The 26,860-nt window shown below is 62.5% G+C and carries 34 protein-coding genes and 3 pseudogenes; 18 read left to right on the top strand and 19 right to left on the bottom strand.

Features of this window, described 5'->3' with window-relative positions; all coding sequences use genetic code 11:
- Positions 1-8: 8 nt before the first annotated feature.
- Positions 9-272, bottom strand: coding sequence for a thermonuclease family protein (locus Q0316_RS11735; RefSeq protein WP_298673061.1), 264 nt, complete (start codon positions 270-272; stop codon positions 9-11).
- On the opposite strand from Q0316_RS11735, the gene Q0316_RS11730 reads away from it, so the two are divergent.
- The 5 genes from Q0316_RS11730 (at position 171) to Q0316_RS11710 (ending at position 2,759) form a co-directional block, all read left to right on the top strand.
- Entirely contained in the window at positions 171-485 is a 315-nt protein-coding gene (locus Q0316_RS11730) for a hypothetical protein (protein WP_298673091.1), read from the top strand. The two genes, Q0316_RS11735 and Q0316_RS11730, sit on opposite strands and share 102 nt — an antisense overlap.
- Positions 486-856: 371 nt before the next feature.
- Positions 857-1,177, top strand: a complete 321-nt coding sequence (locus tag Q0316_RS11725; RefSeq protein WP_298672619.1) for a DUF736 domain-containing protein — start codon at positions 857-859, stop codon at positions 1,175-1,177.
- 160 nt (positions 1,178-1,337) lie between these two features.
- Entirely contained in the window at positions 1,338-1,571 is a 234-nt protein-coding gene (locus tag Q0316_RS11720; RefSeq protein WP_298672617.1) for a helix-turn-helix domain-containing protein, read from the top strand.
- Positions 1,564-2,136: a S26 family signal peptidase gene (locus Q0316_RS11715; RefSeq protein WP_298672616.1), complete on the top strand. Its 573-nt coding sequence runs from the start codon at positions 1,564-1,566 to the stop codon at positions 2,134-2,136. Before Q0316_RS11720 ends, Q0316_RS11715 begins: the two co-directional genes overlap by 8 nt.
- Entirely contained in the window at positions 2,124-2,759 is a 636-nt protein-coding gene (locus Q0316_RS11710; RefSeq protein ID WP_298672614.1) for a lytic transglycosylase domain-containing protein, read from the top strand. Before Q0316_RS11715 ends, Q0316_RS11710 begins: the two co-directional genes overlap by 13 nt.
- 158 nt (positions 2,760-2,917) lie before the next feature.
- Here the strand turns inward: Q0316_RS11710 and Q0316_RS11705 are convergent, their stop codons facing one another.
- Entirely contained in the window at positions 2,918-3,193 is a 276-nt protein-coding gene (locus tag Q0316_RS11705) for a hypothetical protein (RefSeq protein WP_298672612.1), read from the bottom strand.
- Positions 3,177-3,527 carry a hypothetical protein gene (locus tag Q0316_RS11700; protein ID WP_298672610.1) on the bottom strand — a complete coding sequence of 117 codons (351 nt, stop codon included), beginning with the start codon at positions 3,525-3,527 and terminating at the stop codon, positions 3,177-3,179. Before Q0316_RS11700 ends, Q0316_RS11705 begins: the two co-directional genes overlap by 17 nt.
- A 509-nt stretch (positions 3,528-4,036) precedes the next feature.
- On the opposite strand from Q0316_RS11700, the gene Q0316_RS11695 reads away from it, so the two are divergent.
- Positions 4,037-4,396: a hypothetical protein gene (locus Q0316_RS11695; RefSeq protein WP_298672605.1), complete on the top strand. Its 360-nt coding sequence runs from the start codon at positions 4,037-4,039 to the stop codon at positions 4,394-4,396.
- Between the two features lie 348 nt (positions 4,397-4,744).
- Positions 4,745-6,730, top strand: a complete 1,986-nt coding sequence (gene rlxS / locus Q0316_RS11690) for a relaxase/mobilization nuclease RlxS (protein ID WP_298672604.1) — start codon at positions 4,745-4,747, stop codon at positions 6,728-6,730.
- Between the two features lie 177 nt (positions 6,731-6,907).
- Here the strand turns inward: rlxS and Q0316_RS11685 are convergent, their stop codons facing one another.
- Positions 6,908-7,843 (bottom strand): nucleotidyl transferase AbiEii/AbiGii toxin family protein, encoded by a 936-nt coding sequence (locus Q0316_RS11685; protein WP_298672602.1) that lies wholly within the window; start codon positions 7,841-7,843, stop codon positions 6,908-6,910.
- Between the two features lie 11 nt (positions 7,844-7,854).
- Entirely contained in the window at positions 7,855-8,439 is a 585-nt protein-coding gene (locus tag Q0316_RS11680; protein WP_298672600.1) for a hypothetical protein, read from the bottom strand.
- Between the two features lie 526 nt (positions 8,440-8,965).
- Between Q0316_RS11680 and Q0316_RS11675 the strand changes: the two genes are divergently transcribed.
- The 5 genes from Q0316_RS11675 (at position 8,966) to Q0316_RS11655 (ending at position 14,744) form a co-directional block, all read left to right on the top strand.
- Positions 8,966-10,495 carry a TIR domain-containing protein gene (locus Q0316_RS11675; RefSeq protein WP_298672598.1) on the top strand — a complete coding sequence of 510 codons (1,530 nt, stop codon included), beginning with the start codon at positions 8,966-8,968 and terminating at the stop codon, positions 10,493-10,495.
- A gap of 157 nt (positions 10,496-10,652) precedes the next feature.
- On the top strand, positions 10,653-11,288 hold the full coding sequence (locus Q0316_RS11670) for a hypothetical protein (RefSeq protein ID WP_298672597.1): 636 nt from the start codon (positions 10,653-10,655) through the stop codon (positions 11,286-11,288).
- A gap of 810 nt (positions 11,289-12,098) precedes the next feature.
- Positions 12,099-12,629 (top strand): GNAT family N-acetyltransferase, encoded by a 531-nt coding sequence (locus tag Q0316_RS11665; protein ID WP_298672595.1) that lies wholly within the window; start codon positions 12,099-12,101, stop codon positions 12,627-12,629.
- Positions 12,630-13,024: 395 nt separating this feature from the next.
- The gene (locus Q0316_RS11660; RefSeq protein ID WP_298672592.1) at positions 13,025-13,648 is read left to right on the top strand and encodes a hypothetical protein; all 624 of its coding nucleotides are present in this window, start codon (positions 13,025-13,027) and stop codon (positions 13,646-13,648) included.
- Between the two features lie 124 nt (positions 13,649-13,772).
- A complete protein-coding gene (locus tag Q0316_RS11655) occupies positions 13,773-14,744 on the top strand; it encodes a LuxR C-terminal-related transcriptional regulator (RefSeq protein WP_298672590.1) in 972 nt (323 codons plus the stop codon).
- Between the two features lie 573 nt (positions 14,745-15,317).
- Here Q0316_RS11655 and Q0316_RS11650 read toward each other — a convergent pair.
- From Q0316_RS11650 to Q0316_RS11620, 7 genes and pseudogenes are all read right to left on the bottom strand, one after another.
- Positions 15,318-15,872: a DUF3761 domain-containing protein gene (locus Q0316_RS11650; protein ID WP_298672587.1), complete on the bottom strand. Its 555-nt coding sequence runs from the start codon at positions 15,870-15,872 to the stop codon at positions 15,318-15,320.
- 146 nt (positions 15,873-16,018) lie between these two features.
- Positions 16,019-16,237, bottom strand: a complete 219-nt coding sequence (locus Q0316_RS11645) for a hypothetical protein (protein ID WP_298672585.1) — start codon at positions 16,235-16,237, stop codon at positions 16,019-16,021.
- Between the two features lie 185 nt (positions 16,238-16,422).
- Complete coding sequence (locus tag Q0316_RS11640) at positions 16,423-16,623, bottom strand: hypothetical protein (protein WP_298672583.1); 201 nt, start codon at positions 16,621-16,623, stop codon at positions 16,423-16,425.
- A 61-nt stretch (positions 16,624-16,684) separates the two neighbouring features.
- On the bottom strand, positions 16,685-16,882 hold the full coding sequence (locus Q0316_RS11635; protein ID WP_298672581.1) for a hypothetical protein: 198 nt from the start codon (positions 16,880-16,882) through the stop codon (positions 16,685-16,687).
- 3 nt (positions 16,883-16,885) lie between these two features.
- Positions 16,886-17,017: a hypothetical protein gene (locus Q0316_RS11630; protein WP_298672578.1), complete on the bottom strand. Its 132-nt coding sequence runs from the start codon at positions 17,015-17,017 to the stop codon at positions 16,886-16,888.
- Positions 17,018-17,035: 18 nt separating this feature from the next.
- Positions 17,036-17,827, bottom strand: a complete 792-nt coding sequence (locus Q0316_RS11625; RefSeq protein ID WP_298672575.1) for a S1/P1 nuclease — start codon at positions 17,825-17,827, stop codon at positions 17,036-17,038.
- A gap of 451 nt (positions 17,828-18,278) precedes the next feature.
- Positions 18,279-18,494: pseudogene (locus Q0316_RS11620) on the bottom strand (aldo/keto reductase); the annotation flags it as partial.
- Between the two features lie 5 nt (positions 18,495-18,499).
- Between Q0316_RS11620 and Q0316_RS11615 the strand changes: the two are divergent.
- Positions 18,500-18,682 carry a LysR substrate-binding domain-containing protein gene (locus tag Q0316_RS11615; protein ID WP_298672568.1) on the top strand — a complete coding sequence of 61 codons (183 nt, stop codon included), beginning with the start codon at positions 18,500-18,502 and terminating at the stop codon, positions 18,680-18,682.
- A 176-nt stretch (positions 18,683-18,858) separates the two neighbouring features.
- Here Q0316_RS11615 and Q0316_RS11610 read toward each other — a convergent pair whose 3' ends face one another.
- The 5 genes from Q0316_RS11610 to Q0316_RS11590 all read right to left on the bottom strand — a co-directional run bounded on the left by Q0316_RS11610 (position 18,859) and on the right by Q0316_RS11590 (position 22,206).
- On the bottom strand, positions 18,859-19,785 hold the full coding sequence (locus Q0316_RS11610; RefSeq protein ID WP_298672566.1) for a slipin family protein: 927 nt from the start codon (positions 19,783-19,785) through the stop codon (positions 18,859-18,861).
- A 439-nt stretch (positions 19,786-20,224) separates the two neighbouring features.
- Complete coding sequence (locus tag Q0316_RS11605; protein WP_298672564.1) at positions 20,225-20,923, bottom strand: RadC family protein; 699 nt, start codon at positions 20,921-20,923, stop codon at positions 20,225-20,227.
- Entirely contained in the window at positions 20,883-21,374 is a 492-nt protein-coding gene (locus Q0316_RS11600; RefSeq protein WP_298672563.1) for a hypothetical protein, read from the bottom strand. Before Q0316_RS11600 ends, Q0316_RS11605 begins: the two co-directional genes overlap by 41 nt.
- A 78-nt stretch (positions 21,375-21,452) precedes the next feature.
- On the bottom strand, positions 21,453-21,725 hold the full coding sequence (locus tag Q0316_RS11595; RefSeq protein ID WP_298672562.1) for a hypothetical protein: 273 nt from the start codon (positions 21,723-21,725) through the stop codon (positions 21,453-21,455).
- A gap of 25 nt (positions 21,726-21,750) precedes the next feature.
- Positions 21,751-22,206: a helix-turn-helix transcriptional regulator gene (locus Q0316_RS11590; protein ID WP_298672561.1), complete on the bottom strand. Its 456-nt coding sequence runs from the start codon at positions 22,204-22,206 to the stop codon at positions 21,751-21,753.
- 171 nt (positions 22,207-22,377) lie between these two features.
- Between Q0316_RS11590 and Q0316_RS11585 the strand changes: the two are divergent.
- Positions 22,378-22,751, top strand: a pseudogene (locus tag Q0316_RS11585) (transposase); the annotation flags it as partial.
- 326 nt (positions 22,752-23,077) lie between these two features.
- Here the strand turns inward: Q0316_RS11585 and Q0316_RS11580 are convergent.
- Both Q0316_RS11580 and Q0316_RS11575 read right to left on the bottom strand, forming a co-directional pair.
- Entirely contained in the window at positions 23,078-23,392 is a 315-nt protein-coding gene (locus Q0316_RS11580) for a type II toxin-antitoxin system RelE/ParE family toxin (RefSeq protein WP_298672558.1), read from the bottom strand.
- Between the two features lies 1 nt (position 23,393).
- Positions 23,394-23,651, bottom strand: a complete 258-nt coding sequence (locus Q0316_RS11575) for an addiction module antitoxin (protein WP_298672556.1) — start codon at positions 23,649-23,651, stop codon at positions 23,394-23,396.
- 438 nt (positions 23,652-24,089) lie between these two features.
- Between Q0316_RS11575 and Q0316_RS11570 the strand changes: the two genes are divergently transcribed.
- The 4 genes and pseudogenes from Q0316_RS11570 to Q0316_RS11555 all read left to right on the top strand — a co-directional run.
- Positions 24,090-24,554, top strand: a complete 465-nt coding sequence (locus tag Q0316_RS11570) for a very short patch repair endonuclease (protein WP_298672554.1) — start codon at positions 24,090-24,092, stop codon at positions 24,552-24,554.
- 53 nt (positions 24,555-24,607) lie between these two features.
- Positions 24,608-26,233: a DNA cytosine methyltransferase gene (locus tag Q0316_RS11565; RefSeq protein ID WP_298672551.1), complete on the top strand. Its 1,626-nt coding sequence runs from the start codon at positions 24,608-24,610 to the stop codon at positions 26,231-26,233.
- A gap of 12 nt (positions 26,234-26,245) precedes the next feature.
- Positions 26,246-26,557, top strand: a complete 312-nt coding sequence (locus Q0316_RS11560; protein WP_298672548.1) for a restriction endonuclease — start codon at positions 26,246-26,248, stop codon at positions 26,555-26,557.
- Between the two features lie 67 nt (positions 26,558-26,624).
- Positions 26,625-26,756 (top strand): annotated as a pseudogene (locus Q0316_RS11555) (transposase); the annotation flags it as partial.
- Positions 26,757-26,860: the final 104 nt, after the last annotated feature.

The raw sequence follows: 26,860 nt of genomic DNA, 5'->3' as shown, positions 1-26,860 counted from the left end.
TCCCCATCTCAGCGGCGACCCGCCGGGCACCAATTGGGCTTGCGCGTCCCGCGCGGCCACCATCGCGCAGCGCCCGTCTCTACCAGCTGACCCGCGAGGTCGCGACCCTCGATCGTTACGCGCGCGACCGTGCGGCTGTAGCTGCGCCCGACCCTGACAAGGCCGACGGTGTGCCCATCGATCAGCGTTCGCAGCCGGGCGGTAGCCGCTTCGCCCTGGACGATTTCCGCGCGGCATTTCGCCTGATCGGCATGGGTTTCCGCCGCGTCAATTCCCGCGATCCGAATGCGTTCGCCGCTGGTCAGGCGGAACGTATCGCCATCGATAACGGTGCGAACGCGCCCCTGATCCGGCGCGGCGGCGGCAAGCGCAAGGAGTGCGATCGGTACGAAAAGGGCGCGTCGCGTAGCACTTGCAGGTCCTGTCGTCATCCGCACCGTTGCTTTCCCCTGTACGCGCCCCGCCCGTTCATCACGGCGATATGACGGCGGGGCAGGTCTGGCAAATTGGGTCCGCGCGACGGGCGGCGGGCAGGGCGGACACAGGCCCCGGTCGCCGGCTGCCCTGGTTCTCGCGAGGCGTGCGTGCGGTCTCGATGCATGGCGCGCCGCACCGTTCTCGGCTCCTTGGGCGCATGACCTGGGACGGCGCCGCCCTCCCGAAACCATCGCCCGCAGGCTTATTTCCCCGCCCGTGTGCCACGGCCTCCTCGCGGCCGCTTCGCGGTCAAATAAGCCATTGGCTCCGGTCCGCCGCTTGGCGCTCCGGCCTGCCGGTTCGGGTGGTCGTCTGGGCCGTCCCTGTGGTCCGCCCATCGCCCGGAACGGTTCGGGCGAGCATTTGAAGGAGACCTGCAATGTCCGCCATCGGTTACGTCACCCGCGAAGCAAACGGCTTCAAGGGCGAGCTCCGGACGCTCTCGATCCGTACCGGCATCACGATCGTGCCCAATGGTCGCAAGACCGCCGACACCCAGCCTGATTATATCGTCATGGCGGGTGCGGTAGAGCTCGGCGCGGGCTGGAACCGGCGCGGCGAGATGTCCGGCAAGGACTATGTCTCGCTCAGCCTCGCCGCCCCTGAATTCGGGCCGCGCCGCCTCTATGCCAACCTCGGCCGCGCCGCCGGCCAGGACGATGACGACGCCTTCGTCATCATCTGGAACCCGGCCGACTGAACCGGCCCTGCGACCCGCGCCCGGTTCGGGTGCGGGTCGCGAGGCCGGCAGGGTCGAAAACAGACAGGTGCGTTTTCGACCCTGCCGGTGACGGCGCGGAGCGTTCAATTGGGTGTCCGGGCGGCGCGATCCGGCGACCGCCGCGCACGGATACACGAACATGGATGACACCGACGACATTGCGGTTCGCGCGCGCAAGGCGCGCGGGGCCTGCCCGTTCCTCACCACCAAGCAGACCGCGTTCCATCTCGGGCTCGCGCCCGCGACCCTGAAGGGCATGCGCGCCGAGGGACGCGGCCCGATATGTCGCCGCCACGGCCGCGCCTGGTATTATCATATCGACGACATCGAGGCCTGGTCCAACGCCGATCGCAAGGGCGGCGGCCATGGTTGAGCGCCGCGATCTGCCGTTGTTCGCCTGGGGCGACGCGCTCGGCGCCGCCCGCCGCAGGCGCCGTCTGCTCATGTGCCGGGGCGCGGTGACCACGCTAGGCTGCGCGTGTGTCGCGGCAACGATCATCGCGCCGCCGCTGCCCCGGCTGGTGTGGAATGCCAGCGCCAGCGCACCGATCGGTCTGTATCGCATCGTTCCCGGTGCGCGGATCGCGCGCGGCGACATGGTGGTCGCGCGGATGCCGCAACGATCGCTTATGCTCGCCGCGCGGCGGCATTATATCCCGGCCAATGTCCCGCTGGTGAAGCGAGTGGCGGCGCGCGCGGGCGACCGTATCTGCGCAGCCGGGGCGACGATTACCATGAACGGCAACCCGCTTGCGACACGGCGCGCGGTCGATATGCGCGGGCGCCCATTGCCATGGTGGAACGGTTGTCGAACGCTTGGGCATGGCGCGCTGCTGCTGTTGATGGCGGACACGCCGGACTCGTTCGACGGGCGTTATTTTGGTCCGACCCCGGCGGCCGATGTGATCGGCAAGGCGACATTTTTATGGCGCGGTTGAGGGCAATCACGGTCGCCGCGCTGCTCGCTATCGCGTCCCCGGCAAGCGCCGAAACCGTGGCCGACTGGCGGCCGCTCGTCGTCGAGGCCGCACGCCGGTTCGATGTCCCGGTCGACTGGGTCGAACGCGTGATGCGCGCCGAGAGCGCCGGGCGAACCATGGTCGGCGGCCAGCCGATCGTCAGCCGCGCGGGCGCGATGGGCCTGATGCAGCTGATGCCCGGAACCTGGCACGAGATGCGCGCGGCGCTCGGCCTGGGGAATGATCCGTTCGATCCGCGCGACAATATCCTTGCCGGCACCGCCTATCTGCGCGCGATGTACGACCGGTTCGGTTATCCCGGGCTGTTCGCCGCCTATAATGCCGGACCGGCGCGCTACGCTGCCTGGCTTGCCGGCCGGCAGCGCCTGCCGGGCGAGACCCGGGCCTATCTTGCGTCAATCACCGGCGACACAGGCAGCGTGCGCCAGATTACGCCAGCGATGGGGCGCGCGCCGCGCCGCGATATGCTGTTCGTCATGCCGGGTACGACCGTGCGCGGATCAATGGCGGTGCCGCCCGACGCGCCGGCACCCGGCACGATGCTTCAGTCCGGCGGCCCGTTCGCGATCCGCAAACCCTAGTGGATCCTATCCGGCAAAAGCATCCGCCTTTGCCTGAGGGCCGATCCACTAAACCATGGATAAATAGTCTGATTATCCGAAATAGATGCGGGTGCATCTGTTTCGGTCAGACCACTGGGATATCCATGCCGGAAACGCCCGGGCCATCGCGACCGCTATCACGTCGCGCGACGCCTGGGACCGCGTTGCTCGCGCAGCGGCAGATATAATAGTCTGAAATAGTCCTCGGCGAGTTGACGCGCAGTGGCAGGCAGGAGCTTCTTGATGGTTCCGGTAAAGGCGCTGCCCATAAACAGCGGCTTGCCCGGGGCGCCCCTGGCCCGCGCCTGAAATAGCGCGAACAGGGTACGCCCCGGTTCGCGACCCGCATTGTCGTGCAGATAGTCTTCCTCGTCGCAAATCGACCGTGAAGCAATCTCATTGCAGTTCGGCATAGCGTCGCGCCATTCTGACCGTGATCATCGGCTGCCCCCGTTGCTCACAGAAATGATAATGCCGGTCATTGGCAGCGCGATCGCCGCGTTTGAAAAACGCAAATGGTGTATCGGATAATGTTGGCTCGGCGAGCGCGTCGCTGAATATCCCCGGCTCGATGGCACCATATCCGAGCGTCATCAGTCGCTGCGCAAAACGCACGGGATCGCCATCCGCGACAGCCGGTCGCCGGCCGGACGCGCTGGCGATTGCGTCACGAAGGGCGGCGTGCGTCTTGTAACCAAGGCCGAAGGCGATCGCCTCGCTAAGGTGTGTGGATCGGATATCGGGCATGGCGACGCGTAGCGCGGCCTTGGCAAGCGCGACATTCTGTTCGTTCAGGATCAATAAGGGCATGACAAACCGTCCTCGTGAGAAGGCCGCTTATCGCCGATTACAAGACGGCCCGAGGGTCGGTCGTGGCAGGTCTGACGCTATGCTCTGCTTTGACCCGGCGACAGGTCTGGTGAGAGGAACCGCGGCGACATCATAGCAATCGCCGGCGGTTCGGCAACATGGCGCGGAAGGGTCTGCTCGTCACGGGCGGGGAGGGGCTCGTCTCGGATCGTCCGAGCATGGCGGCTGCCGGCGCACCTGTACAAGGCCGGCGGCCCCTCCAATTTTGTTGACGATAAGGAGCGCGCTGCGCGCGCGCTTTGTTCGTCCCGGCGCAACAAAATCGGCTCCTCCGCCGCCGCTCGCGCGGTGCCGGCGCTGCGCGCCGGCAGCCCTGACAGGCACGCCGGCAACCGCCGTCGAGAGGCTGTCTTCGATGAGGAAGACGTGCATGACAGGAGGTTCTCATGACCATGTTCCAACCGGTTTCGGTGGCAGCGGATCGCGTGATGGCGGCGCTCGTGGCGGGGCTCGAACTGGAGTTCGGACGCGGCGCGGCGGAAGGGCTGGCGGCGCGGTTCATCGCGGCGGAAGAGTGCGATTTCACCTGGGATGCACGCATCGAGGAGCGTTGGCTGGGCGCTTACGAAACGCTTGGGGAGGACGATTTCGAACTCGATCGGGTGGCGATGATCGGGCGAATGGACGGCAAATGGATCGTCGCGGTGTGCGTCGTCGATGGCGATGGCCGGGCGCACGGGATCATCGGGCGGCGCAGTTTTTCGCAGGCGCGGGCGGCGCGGATGGCATTCGTGACGCAGCATTGAGGCAATCGTCACGCAGCCGGGTTGTGGTGTCGAAGCGGCATCGCGACCCGGCTTCTTTTGACCTCGGCGGATGGTCGGCGGCTGCTGATGGGGGCGCGTTGAGGGCGTGCAGCGGGGCGGAGGGGCTGGATGTGGAGGAGGGCGCGAAAGGCAAGATTAAGCTATGGCACTGTCGCTCCATAAGTTTTTGTTTGCACATCGTTTTATAGGGGTTTTGTTGGCACTGTCCGCGTCGCGCCAGTGCCGGTTGGCGTGGAATCGCCGCTTTTCCGCGGGTCTCGCCGGCACCGGTTTTCATGAGGCGAGCGGCGCGTCATGGTTCGTCCGAAAGCGTGATGGAACCATGCCATGATCGGCGACGACGAATTCGAACCGCGGCTTGGCCGCATGCGCGGCGCCGGCGGCAAGCGCGCGCGAAAGTATCTCGGCCGCGTGCTGGCGGCGACCAATCTCGCGCGTGGCGGCACAGGGAAAATCGGCGGGCGCGGCGGTGCGTTCAGCGGCAGCCGGATCGGCCGCGGCGCGGGGATCGGGTGCGTGCTTGCCGGGCGTGGTCATCGTGGGGCGTTCGCGGCGCGGCGCGTCATCATCAAGGTGAGCATTGTCAGGCTCGCGGGCAAGGGCGCGGCGGCGGCGGGCGCGCATTTGCGGTATCTCCAGCGCGACGGCACGACGCGCGACGGTGAAGCGGGGCGGCTCTATGGCGCCGATGATGACAGCGTCGATGCCAGGGCATTTCGCGCGCGCGGGAGCGGCGATCGCCATCAGTTCCGCTTCATCGTCAGTTGCGAGGACGGTGATCAATATGAGGATCTGAAGCCGCTGACCCGGCGATTGATGACGCGGGTCGAGCAGGATCTCGGCACCAGGCTCGACTGGGTCGCGGTCGATCATTTCAACACCGGGCACCCGCACACGCATATCATCGTGCGCGGCAAGGATCATCGCGGCGCCGATCTGATCATCGCGCGCGACTATCTCACGACGGGCATGCGCGAGCGCGCGTGCGAACTGGTCGATCTCGACCTCGGGCCGCGCTCGAGCCGCGAGCTCGAGGCGGGGCTGCGCGCCGAGGTCGGGCAGGAGCGGCTGACCTCGCTCGACCGGTCGCTGCTGCGTGACGCCGGCGACGATCGCATCGTCGCCACGACCGGCGCGGATCCGTTCAGCCAGGCATTGCGCGCGGGGCGGCTCGCCAGGCTCGGGCAATTGGGGCTCGCCGAGCCGATCGATGGCACTAGGTGGCGTCTCGCCAGCGGCCTTGGCGAGACGCTTAAACGCATGGGCGAGCGCGGCGACATCATCCGTACGATGCAGCGTGAGTTTACGCGGCGCGGGGTCGCGTGCGCGCCGGTCGATCAGGTGATCTACGATCCGGCGGCGCCCGATGTACGATCACTGGTCGGAAAGCTGGTCGGTCGCGGGCTCGCCGACGAGCATGCCGATCGTCATTATCTGATCGTCGACGGGGTCGACGGCCGCGGTCATTATATCGGCGTCGGCAAGGGCGCCAATCTCGAGGCAATGCCCGAAGGCGCGGTGGTGCGCATCGACGCGCTGCGTGCCGACGTGCGCGAGGCGGACCGCACGATCGCGGCGGTCGCGGCCGCCAATGGCGGGCGTTACGATGTGGACGCGCACCTGCGCCATGATCCGAGTGCGACCGAAGCGTTCGCGCAGGCGCATGTCCGCCGGCTCGAGGCGATGCGCCGGGTGAGCGGTGGCGTGACCCGTGAACCATCGGGACAATGGGTCATCGCCGACGATCATCTCGCGCGGGCCGCGGCGCATGAGGCAAGGCTGGTGCGCGATCGTCCGGTCGCGGTCGAAATCCTGTCGTCGCAGCCGCTGGCGAGCCTGGTCGGCGCCGAAGCCGCGACCTGGCTTGATCGCAATCTCGTGGCGGGGGAGAATATGCCGCTGCGCGAGGCGGGGTTTGGTGGCGAAGTTCGTGACGCGCAGGCGCGGCGCCGGCAATGGCTGATTGCACAGGGGCTCGCCGATGAGGTCGGAGCGGTGACGCGCTATCGTGCGGACCTGCTCGCGACGCTCCAGCGCCGCGAACTGCTGCGGGTCGCGGGACAGCTGTCGGTGGAGCTTGGCCTGACGTTCGTCGACACCGCGCCGGGCGGGCGGGTCGAGGGTATCGTGCGCCGCCCGGTCGACCTCGTCAGTGGGAAGTTCGCGCTGGTCGAGAAGTCGCGCGAATTTACGCTGGTGCCTTGGGCGAAGACGCTGGAGCGCCAGATCGGCAAGCCGGTGTCGGGCGTCATGCGCGGCGATGGGGTTAGCTGGTCGATCGGGCGGGGGCGATCGGGACCGGTAATCGAATGACGTCGTGGCCGGTTTGCGATCGGCGAAGGCAAGGGGTGCTTTCGGTCCGGTCATGACCGGGCGCTGCGGCGACGGATGTATTCGGAAAAAGCAACGACTGGCGTTTGGAGCATATCGCCGACTGTCCAGCGCGCGTTGCACCTTGCCGCATCGCGACTTGATATCGGTCCCGGGCGGCTAGAGCCGCGCGAGATTGGCCGCGATCCGCTCGATCAGCGCGGAAAATTCGGGCTGGCCGCGATAATAGAGCGCGCGGGTTTGACGATAGGCCGTCTCGAACGCGCGACGCACAGCTGCGTCCTCGAGCAGGAAGGCTGGGTTGCGCCGCAGGTTCTTCTCGTCCGCGGCGGGAAACCGCGCCTGTTTGTGGGCCCGATAGGCGTCGGTGCCGATGAACGCCTGCACGCTCTCGTCCGCGAGCAGGCAATAGACATCGTAATAATGGCGCATGAAGTTCTGCGGCAGCTCGCCCGTCGCCTGCCGGCGGCGGAATTTGGTCGAGATGGTCTGCAGCTTTTCGACCAAAGTATAACCGGGCTCGTAGCAATCGACCGCGACCGCGCGATTGTCGATCAGCGCCTCGAGTCTTGCGGCCAGTGCACGGTCATAGGCCCAGGACGAAATCAGGCATGGTCGGTTGGGCGCAACCTGGTCGAACCCTGTCTCGAGCAGGATGCCGGCTTTGACGCCGTCGGGGAGGGGGTTGATCGAGCGATAGTGCAGCCGGATGCCGGCGCTGCGCATACGCTCATCGTCGAAGGCGTGATCGCGTACGGCGCCTGTGAATCCGGGTATCGCAAGGCGCGGCGGCAGCCCATCGTAGAAGCGTCGCCGCGCCGCGATCTGGGCGGGCTTGTTTTGGTTCTTTCCCAACGGCAGATCCACCTCGGCGTGGATCAGTATGTCGATGTCCTCCGAGAAGCGATGGATCAGCTGATACCCCTTCGACAGCGAGGTCCCGCCTTTGAGTTCGAACCGAAACCCCAGTTGCTGCAGGCCCCACAGGGCGTGCATGATCCAATAGTCCTTCTCGACCAAGCCCGGATCGATCGCCAGATCGCGTGCGGTGATCTCGATCAGGTCGCGGAAGTCGGGGCTTTCATGCAACAGCATCCGGCGCGCGATCAGGCGGCCGTGGCGTGGAGCACTGGCGCCAGCAGCCGCTCGGCGCGCGCCGACCCGAAGTCGCGCACCGCACGGGCTAGGCGGCTCCGGTCCATATGGCGTGCCCGGTCGAGCGCGCGCGGCAGTATCGCCGCCTTGTCCTCGGGCAGCCGGTCGAGATTGTGGAGCAGGTCCACGAGCAGCACCTCTTCCGACAGCTGCGTGGGAACGCCCGCGCGCATGCGGAAGTCATACGTCCGGCCATCGAGTTGATAACGACCGTGGCGCTTGCGATTGTAGACGACCGGTTCGTTGTACAGCTGCGTCGTGCCGACCCCCAGGCTGTTGAAGGCGCTTGGCGAGACCATCAGGAAGTGATCGTCGCCGAGAAAGCGCCGTACGAGCTTCTCGGGCGCGGCGGGCGCATTGCCGAACCGCGTTCTGCGCGGCGCGAGATACAGGCCGGCGGACACCTTCTCGAGCCGGCCGTCGGTGACAAGCTGGCGGAGATGGCGATCGACCGCGCTCGACCAGCGCGCGAGATCCTTGCGCCGGTACACCTGGCCCGGGCGAAGTCGCTTGGTGAGTTCCGTCAGCGCCGACATGTCATCTTCCTCTCGAGCGGAGATAGCGACTGCCGTTATTTGTTCAAGTTTTTATTAAAAATTCATGCAAATATGCCGATCGAGCCGGTATCGACTCGAGGTCTCGGGGCGTGCTGTACAACGCCCCGGAACGAGAGCGAACGCGTCTGTCCATGGGCGCAGAGCCCAAGCTGTGGAACTGCGGGTAGCGGATATGGATGGCGCCGCGGTGACCGCGCCAAGGCGGTCAGGACCCATTGGTGTGAGATAGCCCGCTCGTCGTTCCTCTGCAACGCGCCGACGGTGCTGGTCCTGGGGGTGGGAACTCCGTTGATCGCTGCCGTCTGGCCGATGTGATGCGGAGCGGCGAAACGGGGGACTTTCCTGCCCTTACTACGCGCCGCGTCGAACGGCAGGTTTCGATAGGAGCGGACATCCAGCGCTTCCCCGACGAGCCATCGGAGGGCGACTGGAGATGCGCGTCGTCTGCCGCGGATGAAAGGTGGTGGAGTAGCCATTCACGACGGAGGGCCGCCCCGTTTTTGCCATGAACCAAGCCGCGACGCGGGAGCCCGCCTTCTTCAATAGGTCGGTGAAGTCCAGCATCAGAAATAGCTCCGCGTCGGTCGCTCGTATTGATGGTTCGACTATCGAGATTGGTTATACTGCCAGCATGGCAAATCACGAGCATCCGACCATCAACGATTTCCTCGACCGGCTCTACACGATCCGCGACGATGCCGGCGCCCGCGCGAAGGCGGAGGCGAATGCGATCTCGACGCGCAACGCCGCGCGGGGCTTGCTCCGATCGGGAGCTACGCTGAAGGCTATGGCCGAGCTAATCGAGAAGGAGTTCGATACGGCACTTAGCGAGATGCTGGCGACGCTCCGCCATATGAAATCGGTGCCGGACATCGACTATCAGACCTGCCGGGATCAGGCATTCCTGCGGGCACGCGACCTTCTTCCCGTGCTGCGCGGCGCGGCCGAGTTGGATAAATGGATCGAAATGATGGGGCGCGGCACGGCCGGAGATGTCATCAACAAGCGCGTGGAGGCCCTGCTTCCCAAGATCGATTACCGCTTCCGGCAATTTGATGTCGGCATGGATCAGGTCGGGGTTGCGAAAGCTGAGCCGGCGCCACCGGCGGGGTCGGCAGCGTCACCAGCGCTACCAGCCGACCCAGCAGTCGCCGCACTGATCGGACATGAGCCCCGCCCGTATCAGGTGGCGCTGTCGTTTGCGGGCGAGCAGCGCGAGTATGTGCGCGACGTTGCCCGCGCTCTCGTTGCCCGCCACGTCGCCGTCTTCTATGACGAGTTCGAGGCCAATGCCCTGTGGGGCAAGGATGGCGCCGAGCACTTCCACCAGATCTACTCGCGCGGCACACAGTATGTGGTGATGTTCATCTCGGCCGAATACGTCGCAAAAGCATGGACTCGTCAGGAGCGGCGCTCGGCGATCAGCCGTCAGATGAAGGACGAGGCCGAATATATCCTTCCTGTCCGGTTCGACGACACGGCAGTGCCTGGGCTCCCCGATACGATCCAATACCTCTTGGCGAGTCGCTACACACCCGCCGCGCTCGCGGTCGAAATTGCGAACAAGGTCGGGGTCGGGCCAACGTCGGGCAAGGCATCCGACGTCCCTCCTCCTACGTCCGGCGCCATGTCTGGCGAGGTGACGTTCGACTATGGCGCGTTCGACGGGCGGTACGTCATCGGCACCGACGCGTCGGCATTCGAAACCCAGTGGAGCAAGGGAAGCGACACCAGCATCCACCTCTACAACGATCCCCCGTCGATCCACGGCATCGCGGTTGCGCGCGGGGCGACCGCCATCGAGCAGATCACCGATGCGTCGGCTTATGACTTCACCTCCCGCTTACGCACCCTCCAGCCGGGAGAAATCGCTGTCCTTCGCAACACCAACGGCTTCTTCGCGGCGGTCCAGATCCTCGGGATCGATGACGACAAGCGGGGGTCTCCGAGTGATGCGCTGACCATGCGATATCTGATCCTTCCCGGAGGGGAACATGACTTCAGCTCGCGAATTGGCGCGGCCACGATGGCCTGAGCGGATGAGTGGAGAGCCACGCGCGATACCGCAGGCGTGTGATAATTGTGCAAAACAGGGAGGTGACGGGGGCAAACCGCGCTCAGAACTGTGATTGCCCTCTCGCATATCTCTGTCATTTTTGGGCCATAGGTAGTATCTTGCTCGTGGGGGGGTGATGATGCAGAGCAATACGCAGAACCGTTACTGGGATGTGTTCGCTACTATCAAGCGCGACGCGATATACATCAATCGATGCCACGGGAGTGTTGAGGCAACCGATCGCTGGATATCAATATTTTCCGCGGTCACGTCTAGTGCTGCGATAGCCAGCTGGGCAGTATGGTCGCAGTATTCATTTCTATGGGGAGTGATAATAGCGGCTTCGCAAGTTTTGAACGCAGTTAAACCCTATCTACCGTACAAGGCGCGTTTGAAAGCGCTCAGCAACTTTGGACCTGATTTAGATGCTCTTGCGCTGACCGCAGAGACGGACTGGTTTAAGGTTAGTCGTGGTATGCTGCGCGACGACGAAATCTATGGTCTTGCGATGACCCTCAAGAAAAAGTCGCAGCAGGCCCAGAACAAACATTGCAAGGGCCTGTCCATCCCAGAGAGCAAACGGCACCTTGCGTTTGCGAACAAGGAGGCTGAAACCTATATGACAGGTAGCATTCAGGAGAGCCAGTATGAAACCGCCAGTTTACAAGGGATCGATGGTCAAGCCGACGCGGATAGTGGAGGGTTCAGTCCTTCCAACGTCGGAGTTGCGTCCGATTATGCCGAAGGTGGCGGCTCCGAAACCCGCCGATAAAACCGGCAAGTGACGGGCAGTTTCATGAGCGGCGCGAAGAAGTCAGGTGAGCAATTTATCGGCAACGAAGGCTGGGTTGTACCAGTCAAGGAACTAAAGGTACCGATGCCGAAGGTGGTGCCTCCCAAACCTACTGACAAAGCTAGCAAGTGAGGGCGGAGAGAGTTTATGTCTGATCAGAACAAGGCTGACCGGGTAGTTCTAGCCAAAGACGGCAGGGTATTGCCAGTAGCGGAATTGAAGGTGCCAATGCCAAAGGTGGCGGCTCCCGCTCCGTCCACCCCCACTCCGAAAGCGAAGCCCGGCAACTGAAAGCGCTGGCCTGCCTCAGCGGCCATACGGCGAGCTTTATTTCACCTTGTACAAAGCAGAGTACAAGCGTGTCCGCGCTCGCAGAAAACCTTAGATTCCTAGCATTTGCTGCCAATCGTAAATTCCTCTTCTGGGCACAAGCCGTATGTCGGCTGTTGGACGGGGAGCCGCCAGCTCGGAATCACGATTTCAGGGCGCTACCGCCGATGGACGATTAGGGGTGCCAATGGCCGCTTTCGGCCCGAGCGGTCGTTCCCACCCGCTCATGGGAACGGCTTAAGTTGGTCGACTGCCGACAGACTGGGCTCAGAAAGCGGTCCGGCTGGAAAGCGCCCTAATTGTCGCCGTTCCACCGGGGTGCCGCTGATCCCGAAACCCGCCGTTTGATCAGCCAAGGAAACGCGCCGTCCTGCCGGCCGGACGGGGGTGGGGAGCAGGAAGGCAGCTCTCGTTGCGGCGCATGAACTAAGCTGTCATCATCATTCTGATGCGTGACGCATGAAGATGTTTGAGCTGCGACAATGGGCGGAAGAGCACTGGAATAGCTTCGCGGAGATGCAAAGCGATCCCGATGTAATGGCTGACCTCGGCGGTCCGTTTACGAGGGATGGTAGCAGAGAGAAATTCGATCGATATCGTAACGCTTGGAAAACCGACGGCGTGTCACGGGCTGTAGTCGATTGTGTCGGAGCCTTTCTTGGCTACGCTGGGATAATGACCCGCCGCGATGCCGATCATCCGCTCGGTGTCCACCATGAAATTGGATGGAGATTCCGTCGTGATGCGTGGGGCAAGGGTTTGGCGACCCAAAGCGCGCGGCGGGCGCTGTGTCATGCTTGGTCGGTCCTCGATGTGCCGGAAATCGTCTCGTACACAGCCATAGATAACTTGCGGTCGCAGAACGTGATGCGTCGCTTGGGCCTAAGAAGGGATCCGCGTCGTGATTTTACTGCTCGCTATCCAAGGGGCGACTGGTCCGGTCTTGTCTGGGTTGCTGAACGACCGGTTGCGGTAACAAACTCGTGGTAGCGAAATGGCCTGAATTGCAGGGCGTCAACAGCCCGACGGCTACGCGCCCTGATTGCGGTCGTTTGGCTCGTGAAATCGTGATCCCGATAGCCGACGTTCGTAACACGCGCGCGTACAGCTATATGGAACGATCAAGATCGTGGCTTTCCCGACACGCGCCCTCCTCGAGCGGATGCGGCACCCCAACATATCGGACGAAACGAGGGGCAGCGCCCAGTCGATCATGATCGATCGCGGCTATTCCTCGGCGGCGTCAATCCCCGTCACCCAGGTGCCGCAGCGATCGCTTTTTGACGTTGGGTTAGACAGGCGTTCTCTCCTTCCTTTGAGAAAGGAGGCCATGACATCAAAGGGGTGTGCCTTGGGATCGGCACCGGCCGGCTTCAGGACTTGAAATGGCCGGGATTTCGGATTCTAGCCGGATCATGGCCCCCTTCCTGATCCTGTTCCTGATTGTTCTGGGCGTTAATCTCCTACCCGCTTTTGGGCCGCCCACTTGGTCGATCATCGTCTTTTATGGTCTGAACAGTGATCTGCCGATCGCACTGATCGTCATCGTCAGCGCGTTTGCCGCCGCCATTGGGCGGCTGTTGCTCGCATATGGCTTCCGCTTCCTCGGCGGCCGCCTGCCGGAAAAGCAGAAGCGAAACCTCCGCGCTGCCCGCCAGGCGCTGGAAGCGCGGCCGCGCAATATAATCATCGGGCTCGGCCTGTTCGCTCTGTCCCCCTTGCCGTCGGCACAATTGTTCGCCGCAGCGGGGCTGGCGAAAATGCGATTACGTCACTTCACCGCCGCTTTCTTCGCGGGCCGTCTTGTCTCTTATTCGATTTACGCGGCGACCGCCAAAGGGTTACGCGGCACTAGCCTCGGCGATTCGTTCGTAAACACGCTGAAGAGCCCATGGGGCATCGCGCTTCAGATCGGCATGATCGGTGTGGTCATCCTGTTCGCACAACTCGACTGGAGTCGGCTTCTTCGCCAACCCGTCGACCCACATCCATCCGACACGCCGAAGTGACGCAGCCAGCAGGGTGTAAATTGGATACCAATGTTGGCCCTCGATGTTCTTTGAATTTAGTGGGTTATTCGTGCCGATCGGCGCCTAACGTCGAAGCTGATGCACACTTAGCGTCCCGAGGTCGGTGCAAGCCGCGGTCGCCGACGTTTATCGCGGCATCTTCACCCTGTCGTTCGAGACGTTTAAGGAAGCAACGCTGCGCCGTCTCCAGTTGGTATTGCCGTTCGACGCTGGTGTGTGGGGTTCTGGCGTCCATTCCACCAACGAGCTTTTCAGCCTTAGCTCTGTCGACTTGTCCTTCGACACGCTGATGACCTATGCAGCGAAATGGCAGGCCCACGACTTTGTCCGATCGGCAGCCGTCGCGAACCCGGGCCGGGCGCTGCGCAACGAAGACGTGATGCCGCTGGAACGCTACCACGACATCGAAATCTATCTTGGGTTCTCGAAGCCGGCCGGCATCGAGCACGCGCTTGGAATCGTAGAGCGCGACGAGGTCACCGACGTCGGAGACATGGTCTTCCTGTTTCGGGCGGATTCTCAACGCGCCTTCACCGCGGATGACAGCGCCCTCCTTGAATACCTCTCACCGCACCTGGTGGTGGCGTGGGGGCAATGTCAGATCGCGCATCACTATCGGGTCGCGGCAAGCGGCACCGCAGCTGGCTTCCACGACCGCGACGGCTATGCCGTGGCGAGCGATCAAGGCGTCATTCAAGCGGCCGGCGAGGACTTCCGCATCGCCATCCGCGCGGTCGCTCCAGCTTGGCGGGGGCCGAAGCTGCCGCCGGCATTCGACCCGCTGCTGAACGGCGCGCGCGCCGCCGTGGTCCTCGGCGACTATGAATTCACGGTCCAGGCCGCGAACGGGCGTCTTCTCTTCGCCGTCGCCACTCGCGCCGGGACGTTCGGCCTCACCCCGGCCGAGACGCGAGTCGCCCGCCTCTACGCCGGCGGCATGACCCAGCGCGACATCGCGACCCAGGCGGGCGTCAGCGCCTCGACGGTCCGCAACCAACTCTCGTCGGTCTACCTCAAGCTCGACGTCCATTCGAAGATCGGACTGGCCCGCATCCTGAACCGGTCGCGCGGCTGATCGTCACAACGGTCCCGCCTGAGCGCGACGGAGAACGCCTGAAGATGAGTGTCTGCTTCTAAGCGGCGCGTCAAGGTCCGCTTCTGGGGTGACAACGGCCCATCCGGTGCTGGCGGTCGGTTTCGGCGGTGCATAGATAACAGCGGACGATCCGGTTCGGCTATTCCGATCGGCGGTTCGCGACCAGCTATTGCCGTTTCGATGCCGCCCCGGGAAGGTCGGCTCATGCCGGAACCGGTCATTCCCGAGTTCGGCAGCTGCCGGGCAGCAACGCGCCCGACAGCAGTCATTCGATGCCAAAGACCGAAAACCCGACAGCTGTCATTATTGGATTTCTCTGTTAGCGCAGGCGCACAGTTCGATATGCTCAGGTTCATGCAGACACATCGCCACCAGACCAAGCAAGTCACGGCTTCCAGGACGTCGAGAGTCCGGTCCACCATAGCAGCCGTGGACGACGACGGGCGATCACTCCGGTAACGCCGGGTGAGCCGGTCTCATAATTCAAGGTATAGGCCGAACACCGCCGCGCCGAAGCGCGGCGGTGTTCAAGCAACATGTCTCAGTGTCCGATTAATACCATTTGGCGACGCCGCCATGACCGGCGCAGGTGCCCGAGCGATGTGCCGAATGGCTATAGGTGTTGTCGCGGCATTGCGCGGTGGCGCCGTTCGGGCCGCCCGGATTAGTGTTCTGGCCAATGGCTGCGGCCTTCGGCGCTGACTGCGGTGCTGCGCGCGGAGCAGCAGGAGCGGGTGCCCGCGTCGTCGCGGGAGCAGCAGTTGCCGCACTCTTGCACGCCGCCTTGTTCGCGTTGCCGGCCTTGCTGCAATCGTAATTGCGGGCGGCAGCTGGTGCGCGGCTCGCGGGGGCTGCGGCAGCGACCGTCCCCTTGCAGGCCGCCTTATTGGCATTTCCCGCCTTGGTGCAGTCATAGTTCCGCTGCGTTGCGGATGCCGCTGCGGCCGCTGGTTTCGCGGGTGCGGCAGCCACTGTTCCCTTACACGCCGCCTTGTTGGCATTGCCGGCTTTGGTGCAATCATAATGACGGGCCGCTTGTGCCGATGCCGGCACCGCTGCGGCCATTGCGACGATGAAGCCGGCGGCGAACATCCATTTCTTGACCATGAGTTATTTCCCCTTCGATCCATCCATGTCACGCGCCCGTGGCGTGCGGGCGGAAGTGTGCGCTGCATGATACTGATCGTCAAAGATTATCGGTGGGTGCTGTCGACCCAGCGCTCGTCATCAATTTCAAAGTGTAAGGGATACCGCTACGATGGTTTCGTAAGGGGTAATTGCGCCAGAACCTCGCGCCAGGTGACACGCTCACCAGCATGACCGTTGCGTTCTGCATCCGCGAGCTGCTGTTCGGCATATTGTTGCGCGAGATCACCATGGGTCGCGACCAGCATGATCGCCAGCGCCCGGAATTCCCAACGCGCTACCGGCGTTACATCGGGGTCGTTTACCATCTGGATCTGCTCCTGCATCGCCGTTGAAACGAAAAGGTTGCACAGCCACGAACGAGCAGGGGGCAGATGTGTAATCCTGACCTGTTGTTATCGCGGTGATCTCTCGACATTTTTCACTGGCAACGTGAAATTCGGCGCAATCTGCGTGCGTCGGGAAAGGGAAGGGGCCTGCGTTCCGCAACGGCCCGCTCCCCGGCCCAGGGTTATTTCACCGGCTTGGCGCCAGGTGCGCTGCATTTGGCGAACTTACCCTTGGCGTCACGACATTTTGTTGCCTTGGCTACCGGCGTGGTCGGGCATTTGACGAATTTTCCCGTCTTGGCGTCCTTGCACGGCGCGGCGAGGGCAGGCGCACCTGCGGCAACAAGCGTAACGGCAACAAAAGCGGCGACGATCGAACGCATATCCATCTCCTTGCCCCGCTATTCCGGGGAAGAAGCGAGATTATCGTCTCGCCGAAGCAGATCAACAGATACGTGTGCAGTTGCCCGGCCGTTGCAATCTATCCAATACTGCCGCAATCTCGCGAAAGCGTTCCACGCCATCTGCCTCGCCTGCAACGACAAGAGCACCGATACGTTCGGCTACGTAAAGCGCCGCACCCTCTCCATGAATACGCTCGATCGCCAGCGCTTCGGCCAATCGCTCCTGCTCGGATGTCATCAATTAGCTGTCCTTCACCAGCATTTTCTGGAAATGTTTTCCAATGCGAAGGCCCAACGCGATCGAGCTGGAATTTGCGGTGGTGACAATCATCGTCATCGCCGCATTGCTCAGCGGGATCGCAAGCTGGCTCATGGCCGGCTAGTTTCTCGCCTATCTGGTATTCGGCGCGAACAACCAGTTCAGATAGGCAGCGATGCGGATGCCGGCCTGTTTCAGCCGTTCGTCAAGTTCAGCTTGGTGCTGGTATACATAGCTCCATGAAAGTTTCGGGTCGGTGGGATAGATTTTCTCGCGCAAATGCACGCTCTCGGTAATCCACGTCCCCGGGCGCGGGTCGCTCCATGCGATCAGTTGTTCTGGCGTGGTCGAGCGGGCGAGAAAGGCGGCATATTCCGTGTAGGAAAGCTTGCGCTGCTCGATCAGCCCTGAATCCCATAATGAATGCAGGTTGGTCCGCTTGTTGAAGAAGGTGACATGCGTGTCGTTGCCACCGCGATCGTCGCGGCGCCCGGCATGAAGCGGTTGATGCAGATCGCCGATGATATGGACCACGAAGCGCAGCGCGAGCCGCTTGTCTTCCACCGATGCCTTGGGATCGCGCAAGACAGCGGTGAAGCGGGTCAGCGCCGTTATCGCGTCCCCTTCGGCAGGGGCAAGTGATGGCTCGTAGGTGTCGCCCGAAGGCACCGTGACATAATGCCACGGGCTTGCCGTCTTTTGCCAGAAGTCCGCTGGATCAGAGCGCATGTCATCGGGCCAGGTCGACGCTTCGGCCAGCGTTTCCGTACCGATCAACAAGCGGACATTGGCGCGGGTAAGACCGCTGAGATTATCGTCCGCGATCGCGCCGGTGATCCGATGTCCGATCGGTCCCCAGGCTGGTGCGGGAGCTGAAACAGCAAGAGCTGCGACGGTTGCCGCGGTGATGATGAAACTGCGCATCGGGTCTCTATCGCAATTACCACAGCAGATTGCACCTTGCGGGCCGGGAATTGTCACGACACACTCGCAAATGCCGCAGCGCTATGCGGTATCTCTCGGGAGCGCGGTCGATTGCATCACTCCGGCCGCGCTCCTCCTTGGTTGCGCCAATGAACGGAGCAGACAAACCACCTGCGGATTGTGACGAATAGAAAACCGCAGGCGCTATGCCGCGTGGACAAATTCGGAGCGGCTTCCGCCAACATGGCCGCCGTTCCCGGCGGCGAAACGAATCCCTGAAAGCTGCTCTCCGTTCCCCACAACACCGGCCATCGATCGACCGGAACTGGGGTTAACCGACCGGCAGGTTCCGAATGAACTGACTCGTATGGCTGCCTTCGACTACGGGTCCGGACACACGCGCTGGCCAGCATTGGTCGGTCGGACGCGCTTCGGTGACGTCGCAGCCGGCTCAGAGTTTTCGCGTGCCGAGCCACTTCACTTTCTCGGGATCGCGATGGTCGAAGAAGCTGCTGGCCTTCTGGTCGAGCGTCGCGATGGCTGGGATGTCCTCGTGATCCAGCACAAAGTCGAAGATCGCGAAATTTTCGGCCATGCGCTTCTTGCGCACAGACTTCGGAATGGCGACGATACCGCGCTGGTTCAGCCAACGCAGAACCACCTGCGCAGGACATGGTCGGCATCGCGTATCTGCCGGAGGATCATGTCCTGCCGCTTATTGACGATGGTCGTCTCGTCCGTGTGCTTGACGAGTGGTGCCCGCCGTTCCCGGGCTATCACCTCTATTATCCCAGCCGCCGGCAGCATTCCTCGGGTTTTATCGTGTTGATCGAGGCGTTACGCCACCGGGAATAGCCGGAAGTGGCGGCTCTCGGGGGCCGACCTATAGCCCGCGAATGACTGATTCCGGGCAGATTACGGGAAGCAAAAGTCGAATAGCTGGCCTTCCGAGGTGAGCGCAGCGGTGACGGCTTCCGCCAACAGAGTTGCATTCCCGACCCGGGTTCAGCGTTTCGGTAGCTGTCATTTAGTTACCGGTGAGCAGCGTCAGTCCAGGGGCGCGTGGCGCGACTTGCGGTTTTTCCCTCGGCCTGAACCGCGGCCATCGCGGTTGTCCCCATGACACCGCCCAACTGCATGGAATCTAACGCGGTGCTAGGGACAAGGACGATCGTAGAATTCTGTTTCAGTCCCTCGTAGAGCATGTTCATAGCGCGCAAGTGAAGCGCCGTCGGATTATCGACATAGCTCTTGGCGGCCTGCTCGAACTTCTCCGCAACCTGCCGTTCCGAATCGCCCAGAATGACGCGTGCCTGGCGTTCGCGCTCGGCCTGCGCCTGCATGGACATGGCGTCCTCCAGCGCTGGCGGGATCAACACGTCCTTGACCTCGACCGCGATGACGTTGATCCCCCAGGGAGCCGTGCGCGCATCAATGATCCGCTGCAATTCGCCGCTGATCTTGTCCCGGCCTTCCAGCATGTCCGATAGGATCGTCTTGCCAATGACGTCTCTCAGCGCAGTCTGCGACGCCCAACTGATGGCCGATTGATAGTCGGCGACGGCAAGCGCCGCTTTCTCGGGGTCGATCACCTTCCAGAAAAGCACGGCGTCGACATCGACCGGTACGGTATCTTTGGTCAGCGTCTTTTCCGCGTTGAAGGAGGTCGTGATCACGCGGACATCGATCCAATAGACGACCGTATCGACGATCGGGATGATGAAGCATAGCCCCGGCCCCTTCATCGCCAGAAACTTGCCCAGGCGCAGCACGATCAGCCGTTCCCACTGGTTGGGAACCTTGATCGCCAGCCCGGCAAGGCTCGCCAAGATGAACGAGATGACGGCGATCCCCGCGGCGCCGGAGATCGATGAGCCGACCTGGGCGCCGGCAACAGCCAACCCTGCGGCTAAGATGATGAAAAAAATCAGGGGCGGGATCGCACTGCCGGACTTCATCGCTTACTCCCTTCGTAAAGGGTCGCGCCAAGACTATGATTGGTACCGGCCTAGCATACGCCCTTCACGGTTTGCGGTCCACGGATGGAGTGATCGCTGTCGGCGATCGGATCGGCACGCAACAACGCACGCCTATGTCAATGCCCAGGGAGCCGCGCATGAATCACACCGGACGCAAACGCGGCTGCCGCCAACATAGCCGCCGTTCTCGGCGCCAAGCGCACGCATCAAAACTTGCCATACATTCAGGAGCGGTCGGGGCCACTCGGAAGGTCAGAAGTTGGGGACAAACCTGCCTATTCGGTGCGGCAATGGAACGTCCGCTTTAGCCAAGAGTGGTCGTTCGCCCGTCAATTCGGTCGCGATGCAAATCCGCCGCCGAGCAGCGCGCCCGGTCTTCACCGCGCCGGGCGCTGAGCCCCGGAAACGAAAGCACCTATTATCGGATCGCACCACTCTCCCGTAGACTTCTTACCCCAAGCCGGCCAACGATCAGATGATCGACCACATGAATTCCAAGCGGGCGACAGGCGTCAATTAGGCAATTTGTTCGAGAAATATCATTGCGGCCTGGTCGAGGATCGCCAGATGGATGATTGTGGACAACGATGATCTTGGATGCCCCCAGCTCTAGGGCGCGAACAATAATTTCTCGAACATGAAATTCAACGGAATCGATAGATCCTCTATTTTCTATTTCATCACGAACTACACGATCTCCGCCATTAAGATATAGCAATCTTATATGTTCCGATTTTTCGAAAGCCATCTGTATAAACAGGTAGTCACGAAGAGATTCGGTATTTGAAACAACGGGATTTAGGTATATTTCCGCTTTTAGCGCATGGCGAAATGCGGAATTTATTTGTCGAATGATAGATACGGCTTTGTCGCATTTTGCGACTCTGAGCTGCCGCGCATGAGATCCCGCCATCACCGCGCCAAGCGAGCCAAACTCTTCCACCAAGCGTTGCGCAATAACGTCGGCGTCGTCGATGCGGGCAGCAGCGAGTAGCGCCGAAAGATGCGTTACGCATTCCGATCCGGATTTTGTCGGGATCACGGACGGCAAAATCGCCTCCGCACCTGCGGAAATGTCACTGAATATCGGGAGGCGATGGATAGTTTCGCTTGTCATGTTTCATCCTTTGGATGGTCCATGAATATTCCGGGAACCCCCGGAATTTCCGCTGACGGTGTCGCAGTGTGCCAAGCAGCAGCACCATCAGCATCGGGTAGGCGATCTTCCCTGCAATTAACCAATATCCCAATGGCGGTAACGTTGGATCGTACGCGCGAATGCCATGGCTTGCGACAGCGACGAGTTGCAATGCTGCAAGCCACATTGGCCAAAAACGATCGGCGACGAGCGCCAATCCCGCGAGACAACCGAACAACCCGACGTCAATCCAGAATAGCGACCAGTTCAGTGCGCTGAAATGGTAACTGCCGCCAGAGGCCACCGCCATGGTTGCCAGGCCGGCCACGATTAGCATCGCCGCCGCCGAGCGTTCCGGTCCACCACCTCGTAAGAGCGCGAGCGCGGTGACGAGGAACTGGGTGATTGCGAAAAGGATAGCTGGTTTCACTTGAAAGCAAGAACACCTGCAGTTTGCGCCGTCGCCAATCGCTTCAACGACAGCTGCGTTATGTGCCGCGCTTCCGCGTTAGGCAAAGTCGAATTTGTCGCCATAGGCCGTGATATCGACTCCCATCTTGCCGGCCATGACTTCGAGAACACGGTGCCCTTCCGCGATTTTCGAGATGGCATCGGTGATCGACACATTGGCGTGCGAAATTGCCGCGAAAACCTGATGACCCGCGATGGGTGAAAGAGGCTGGCTGGCCTGGGCTTCGGCGGCGGCGGCAGCGACCCGGCCACCGGACGCGAAAACTGCGCGAAGAGAGCGTTCATAGGCGCGGTATTCGCCAACGAACAATGCGACCGGGTCAACCTGGGCGTCATCACAGGGAATGGGCGAGATCGGCGAGGACGCGGATGCCGACCGCGAGCATTCCAAAGGCGATGGCGATACCGATCGCGACGAGCGGAATCCAGATGACAAGACGGAGGACGAGGTTGAGGTCATTTCCGATAGCTCCCTGTTTGCGAACCGGCAGCAGAGCGAGCCAACGCCCTGCCTCTCGGTTTGGCCTTTCAGGGGCGGCGGGGGCCTGCTCGTCTGTCCCCCGGGAATTGTATCCACCTTCATGGGGACAGGATTCAGCGGCTATCAGCATGCGGGCGGCATCAGCGCGCCGGTTGACGCCGAGTTTGTCGCACGCCCGCTTGATGTAGGTTTTCACGGTCTCCGGGCTCAACCCGGTAGCGCGCGCGATCTCGGCCGTGTTGTTGAGGGGGACAAGCCGCAGGCAGGCACGTTCTTGCTCGGACAGAAGGTGAATAGGCGAATCATCCATGTCGGCAAGATGCCTAATAGGAAGGCTACCATGTCGCAACGAATGGGAAATTTTCTTACAACCGGGTCTTCGATAAAGTATGGCGCACCGCGCGTCATGGCCAGCCGATGATCTGCCCCCTTCGTGGTGGTCCGAAATCAATGTTATTTTGGACACGGAAGGGAAGAATGAATGCCGTCGAAGAAGCATACGACCGAGGAGATCATCGGCAAGTTGCGTGAGGCCGAGATTGCGCGGGCGCAGGGAGGGACGGTTGCGGATGCGTGCCGTCGGATCGGGGTTACCGAGCAGACCTATTATCGCTGGCGTAAGGAATATGGCGGCCTGAAGGTCGATCAGGCGCGACGGATGAAGGAGCTGGAGCAGGAGAATGCGCGGCTTCGGCGTGCAGTCTCGGATCTGACGCTGGATAAGTTGATCCTGCAGGAGGCGGCGCGGGGAAACTTCTGAGCCCCGCGCGGCGTCGGCGGTGTGTCGATCATGTGCGGCAGATACTGCCGGTGTCCGAGCGGCGGATATGCCGCGTACTCGGACAACATCGATCAGTTCTGCCGGCATTCCAGACTTGACGCTTGGTGGCGGTGGGTTCGGATTCAGACATCTCCATGATCGTTCTCCAATGGCCTGAGTGGCCGCCTGAAGAACGATTATCGGCCTGAAGGGAGAAAGCTGGGAGTTGTTCTCGGCCAATGCAGGTCATTCAGCAAAACTTCGATCGATCCTAAGACCGGTTACTGGGTTCGACTGTTCACATTCGCGCGCCCTGGGACGGTCCTTGGGTGTGACAGCCGTGTCTGAAGCGATTTCGCGTCGTCGATCGCTCCCAGTTCGTATGCGGTCCAGTCAATAGCCGTATCGACCGAGTGGTTGCTCAGGGCACGCTGTCTTCGCGAAAGCGATCCATCTGGTGCATCCGCTCGTGCAGGATCGTCACGATGCCGACCGTGCCATCGGCAAACTGGCGCCAATAGATGTAATGATGCGCGTGCCGGCAGTAGAAGCCATCCACACCGAACTCGGCCGGCACCGCGCGCCAGAGTTGATCGCGGCGCACGATACGGTCGAAGCACCCGAAAAGTTTCCGCACATAGGTTTCCGCCTGCGTTTTGTTCCAGGTGTCGCGGGTATAGACGTAGATCTCGTCGAGGCGTTGTCCGGCAATCGCCGAGACCGTGAAGCCGGTCATATCAGCCCCGATGGTTGCGCGCGATCACCGCGTCCGCGTCGAGCGGCGCATAGCTGGATTGGGGCGCGGCGAAGGCCCGGGTCAGCTCGGTCTTAAGCCGATTGAACTGCTCGGCTTCGGCTCGCTCCTTGTCGCGGCGGATCAGGTCGCGGACGTATTCGCTGACATTCTCATAGGCACCTTGGTCGCCGACATTGGCGGCGACGAAATCGCCCAGCGCGCCGCCGATGCGAACATTGAGGGTCATGGGCTTGTTCATATGTCTCAATATAGTGGAAGGATGTGGACGTGCAAGCTGCTTCGCACGGGGCGAGGCGAACCGTCGATCAGTCACTCAACCGTGCAGCAGCGGCCGGACGCGACCCACGCCCAGTCGTTCAAACTGGCAGCGGTGAACGACCGGTCGCGGGAGAAGCCGCCGTTCAGGCTCGGCGAAGCGGACGATCGGCAACGCGCCCTAAGATCGGTCGTCTGCGGTGCTTTTGTATGATCCCCCTAGCCGCCGGTCGGCTTCTCTCGTGCTAATGCCAGCAATGGTATCCACCCGTTGTCATGAAGCTGCAAAGAATTTCATGCAGCTCGGCGAATCCATGCGCGGGTCGCCGCCCATTGCGGATCACAGCGCCCGTTCAGCCGTTCGTGTCCCCAGCAATACTGCATCTGTGATCGGGACGGATATGTGCGGGACCAAGGCCGATTGACCGACGACCCCTCGATCACGCCCGCGCGTAGCCAGCTGATGGCCCGCATAAGGCGCTCGGACACGAAGCCCGAGCGCATCGTCCGCTCTGTGCTCCACCGGTTGGGCTATCGGTTCCGCATCCAGTTCAAGGGTGTGCCCGGTAGGCCAGACATCGCCTTCCCCGGGCGCCGCCAGGCGATCCAGGTCCATGGCTGCTTCTGGCATCAGCATTCCGGCTGCCGGCACGCCCGCATACCCGCGACCCGCCGCGATTTCTGGGAGGCCAAGTTCGCCCGCAACCGCGAGCGTGACGACCGTCTCCTGGCAGAGGCCCAAAGCCAGGGTTGGGAGGTGCTGACGCTATGGGAATGCGGGATCGCCGACGATGCCGGTCTCGAGCAGACGCTCGTCGCATTCCTTGGTCCGACCAACGTCGTATCGGGGAGCCGAAGGCTTCCCAAAGAGGCTGGCGCACCCTAAGGTCGGAAGGATCGGAGGGCAGGACATCGCTGCCCGGATTGTTGGGGCATGGCTTGCGCGCGATCGACCTTTACGCTGGTGTGGGCGGTTGGAGCCTAGGCCTGCGCCTGGCCGGTATCGAGGTGGTCGCTTCTTACGAATGGTGGCAGCCGGCCATCGACACCCATAATGGCAATCTCGGCGGTGATCTCGTGCCCGTCGATATCCGCAAGCTCGACATCGCGGGCCTCCCTGAGGATATCGACCTCGTCATAGGCAGCCCGCCTTGCACCCAATTCTCCTATTCCAACCGAGGCGGGAACGGCGATATCGCGGACGGTCTCAAGGACCTCGTCCGGTTCTTCGAGGTCGTCGAGCACCTGCAGCCGACCTACTGGGTGATGGAGAATGTCCCGCGGGTGGCGGATGTCCTGCGGCGGGGATTCATCGACCCCAAGCATCCCTTGTACCGCTTCCGCCATCTCGATCCCGAGGTCCACGTCTACGACATGGCGACGTTCGGCACACCGCAGGCGCGTAAGCGGTGCATCGCGGGCATCTTGCCCTTTAAGCTGCTCGAGGCCTACCGCTCGCGATTGCCGCGCCTGACCTTGGGGGAGGTGGTCGACGGCCTGTGCGCGGATCATGTGACCGACCCTGTCTGGGGTGTGGTCCTCGACCGGGCGGTCGTGACCGAGATGGAGCGCGAGCCGCGTCTCACCGAGGAGGAGGGCCGCATGAATCGGGAGGCCAAGGTCTACCACCCGGTCTACAACAACATGTCGTTCCCCGATGATCCGAGCCAGCCCTCGCGGACCGTGACCGCGACCTGCACCCGCGTCTCGCGCGAGAGCATCGTCATCGAGGACCCCGCGGCGCCTGGCGATTTCCGTCGCCTGACGGTCCGCGAGCGCGCCTCGCTCCAGGGTTTCCCGATCACCTACCAGTTCTTCGGTAAATCCTTCGCGGAGAAGAGGAAGATGGTGGGGAACGCGATCCCACCCTCCTTCACCTATCTTGTCGGCAATGCCGCCAATGGCACCGCGGTCGAGGACCTCGTGCTGCCGCATGACGCGGGCAGGGACCTCCGATTGCCCGAGGAACGTCCCAAGGTGACCCGGCCCGATGCCGAAGGGGCGACCTACCTCCCCAGTCGTCGCTTCCGGGCGGCACTCCCGGGCTTGCGGTTCAAGAGCGGCATGCGCTTCGAACTCGCCAACCATGGCGAAGGCGGCTGCCAATGGCACATGCGTTTCCTCTTCGGGCCATCCCGGGACGTGCGCGAGATCGATCTCGACGCCCTGCTCCTAAGTGAGCTCAGTGCGTCGACCTTCATCCAAGGCCTGCGCGCAACACTGCGGCGGGATTTCCTCGAGGTGGAGGCACTGCTGGCGAGCACGAGCCCGGCGCGTCTCCAAGCCGCGTGGACGCGGCGCGGAGACGGGATTCGTCCCTATGCGCTCTGCGACGCATTGGGGGCACTGGCCGGTGAGGTTTGCACATTGCTTGGCCGGGCACCCAGTGACGTGAAGCATGCCGCTGTCGGATATGTGCTCGAGGCTGCGGCCCAAGGCGATCCTGGGGAGATCGTCGGCGCGAAGAAACTCACGCTCAATGCGTTGGCCGTGTTGAGCGGCCTTCTGGTTGGCAGTTGGTTCAACACGCTCGATTGGCATGGGGCCCAACGCCTGGCAGCCTGATCGATGTCCCCCTTGCAGTTCGGACAGCCACAGAACTGCATCCAGGTCGATTTCGCACTCGAGGCCAAATGCCATGCGATAGCCTCGGGACTCGGCGTGAAGGTCCTGTCGCGGCTCATCTCACGCCTCCGGCACCGCCAATTCGGCATGCTGGTGACGACATCCTTCCTGACCGACCAGGCCTATGGCGAACTCGTCGAGGACGGCCATCCGATTGTCGTCTGCGCGGGCGGGGACATCGCGCAGCTGCTCATCGAGAAGGCGAACCTTGCCTCGGCCTCGCAAGCCTCCCGTATCGCTCCGGTGAGGGCCGCCTTGCAGTGATCAGGTGATATTTTGAGATGGCACCGGTGCAAGCGCCGGTGTTTGCACCGGTACAAGGGACGGTGCGATGAGCCAGATCACGATAATTTCGGGGCCGGAGCGGCGGCGTGTGTGGACCGCCGAGCAGAAGCGGCAGTTGGTTGCGGCGATAGCAGTGCCTGGAGCGAACGTGGCGGAGATCGCGCGCCGTGCAGATCTGCGACCCAACCAGCCTCCCTATGGCTCGACCGGAACTTCCCGCTGGATGTCGATGCCGAGCCGATCGACATGGTGTCGGCCGGTCTTGACGCCGCTGGGTGAGGC

It is taken from the genome of uncultured Sphingomonas sp. (assembly GCF_937871615.1).
GTDB lineage: Bacteria > Pseudomonadota > Alphaproteobacteria > Sphingomonadales > Sphingomonadaceae > Sphingomonas.
This window is presented reverse-complemented; position numbering and strand designations above follow the sequence as displayed.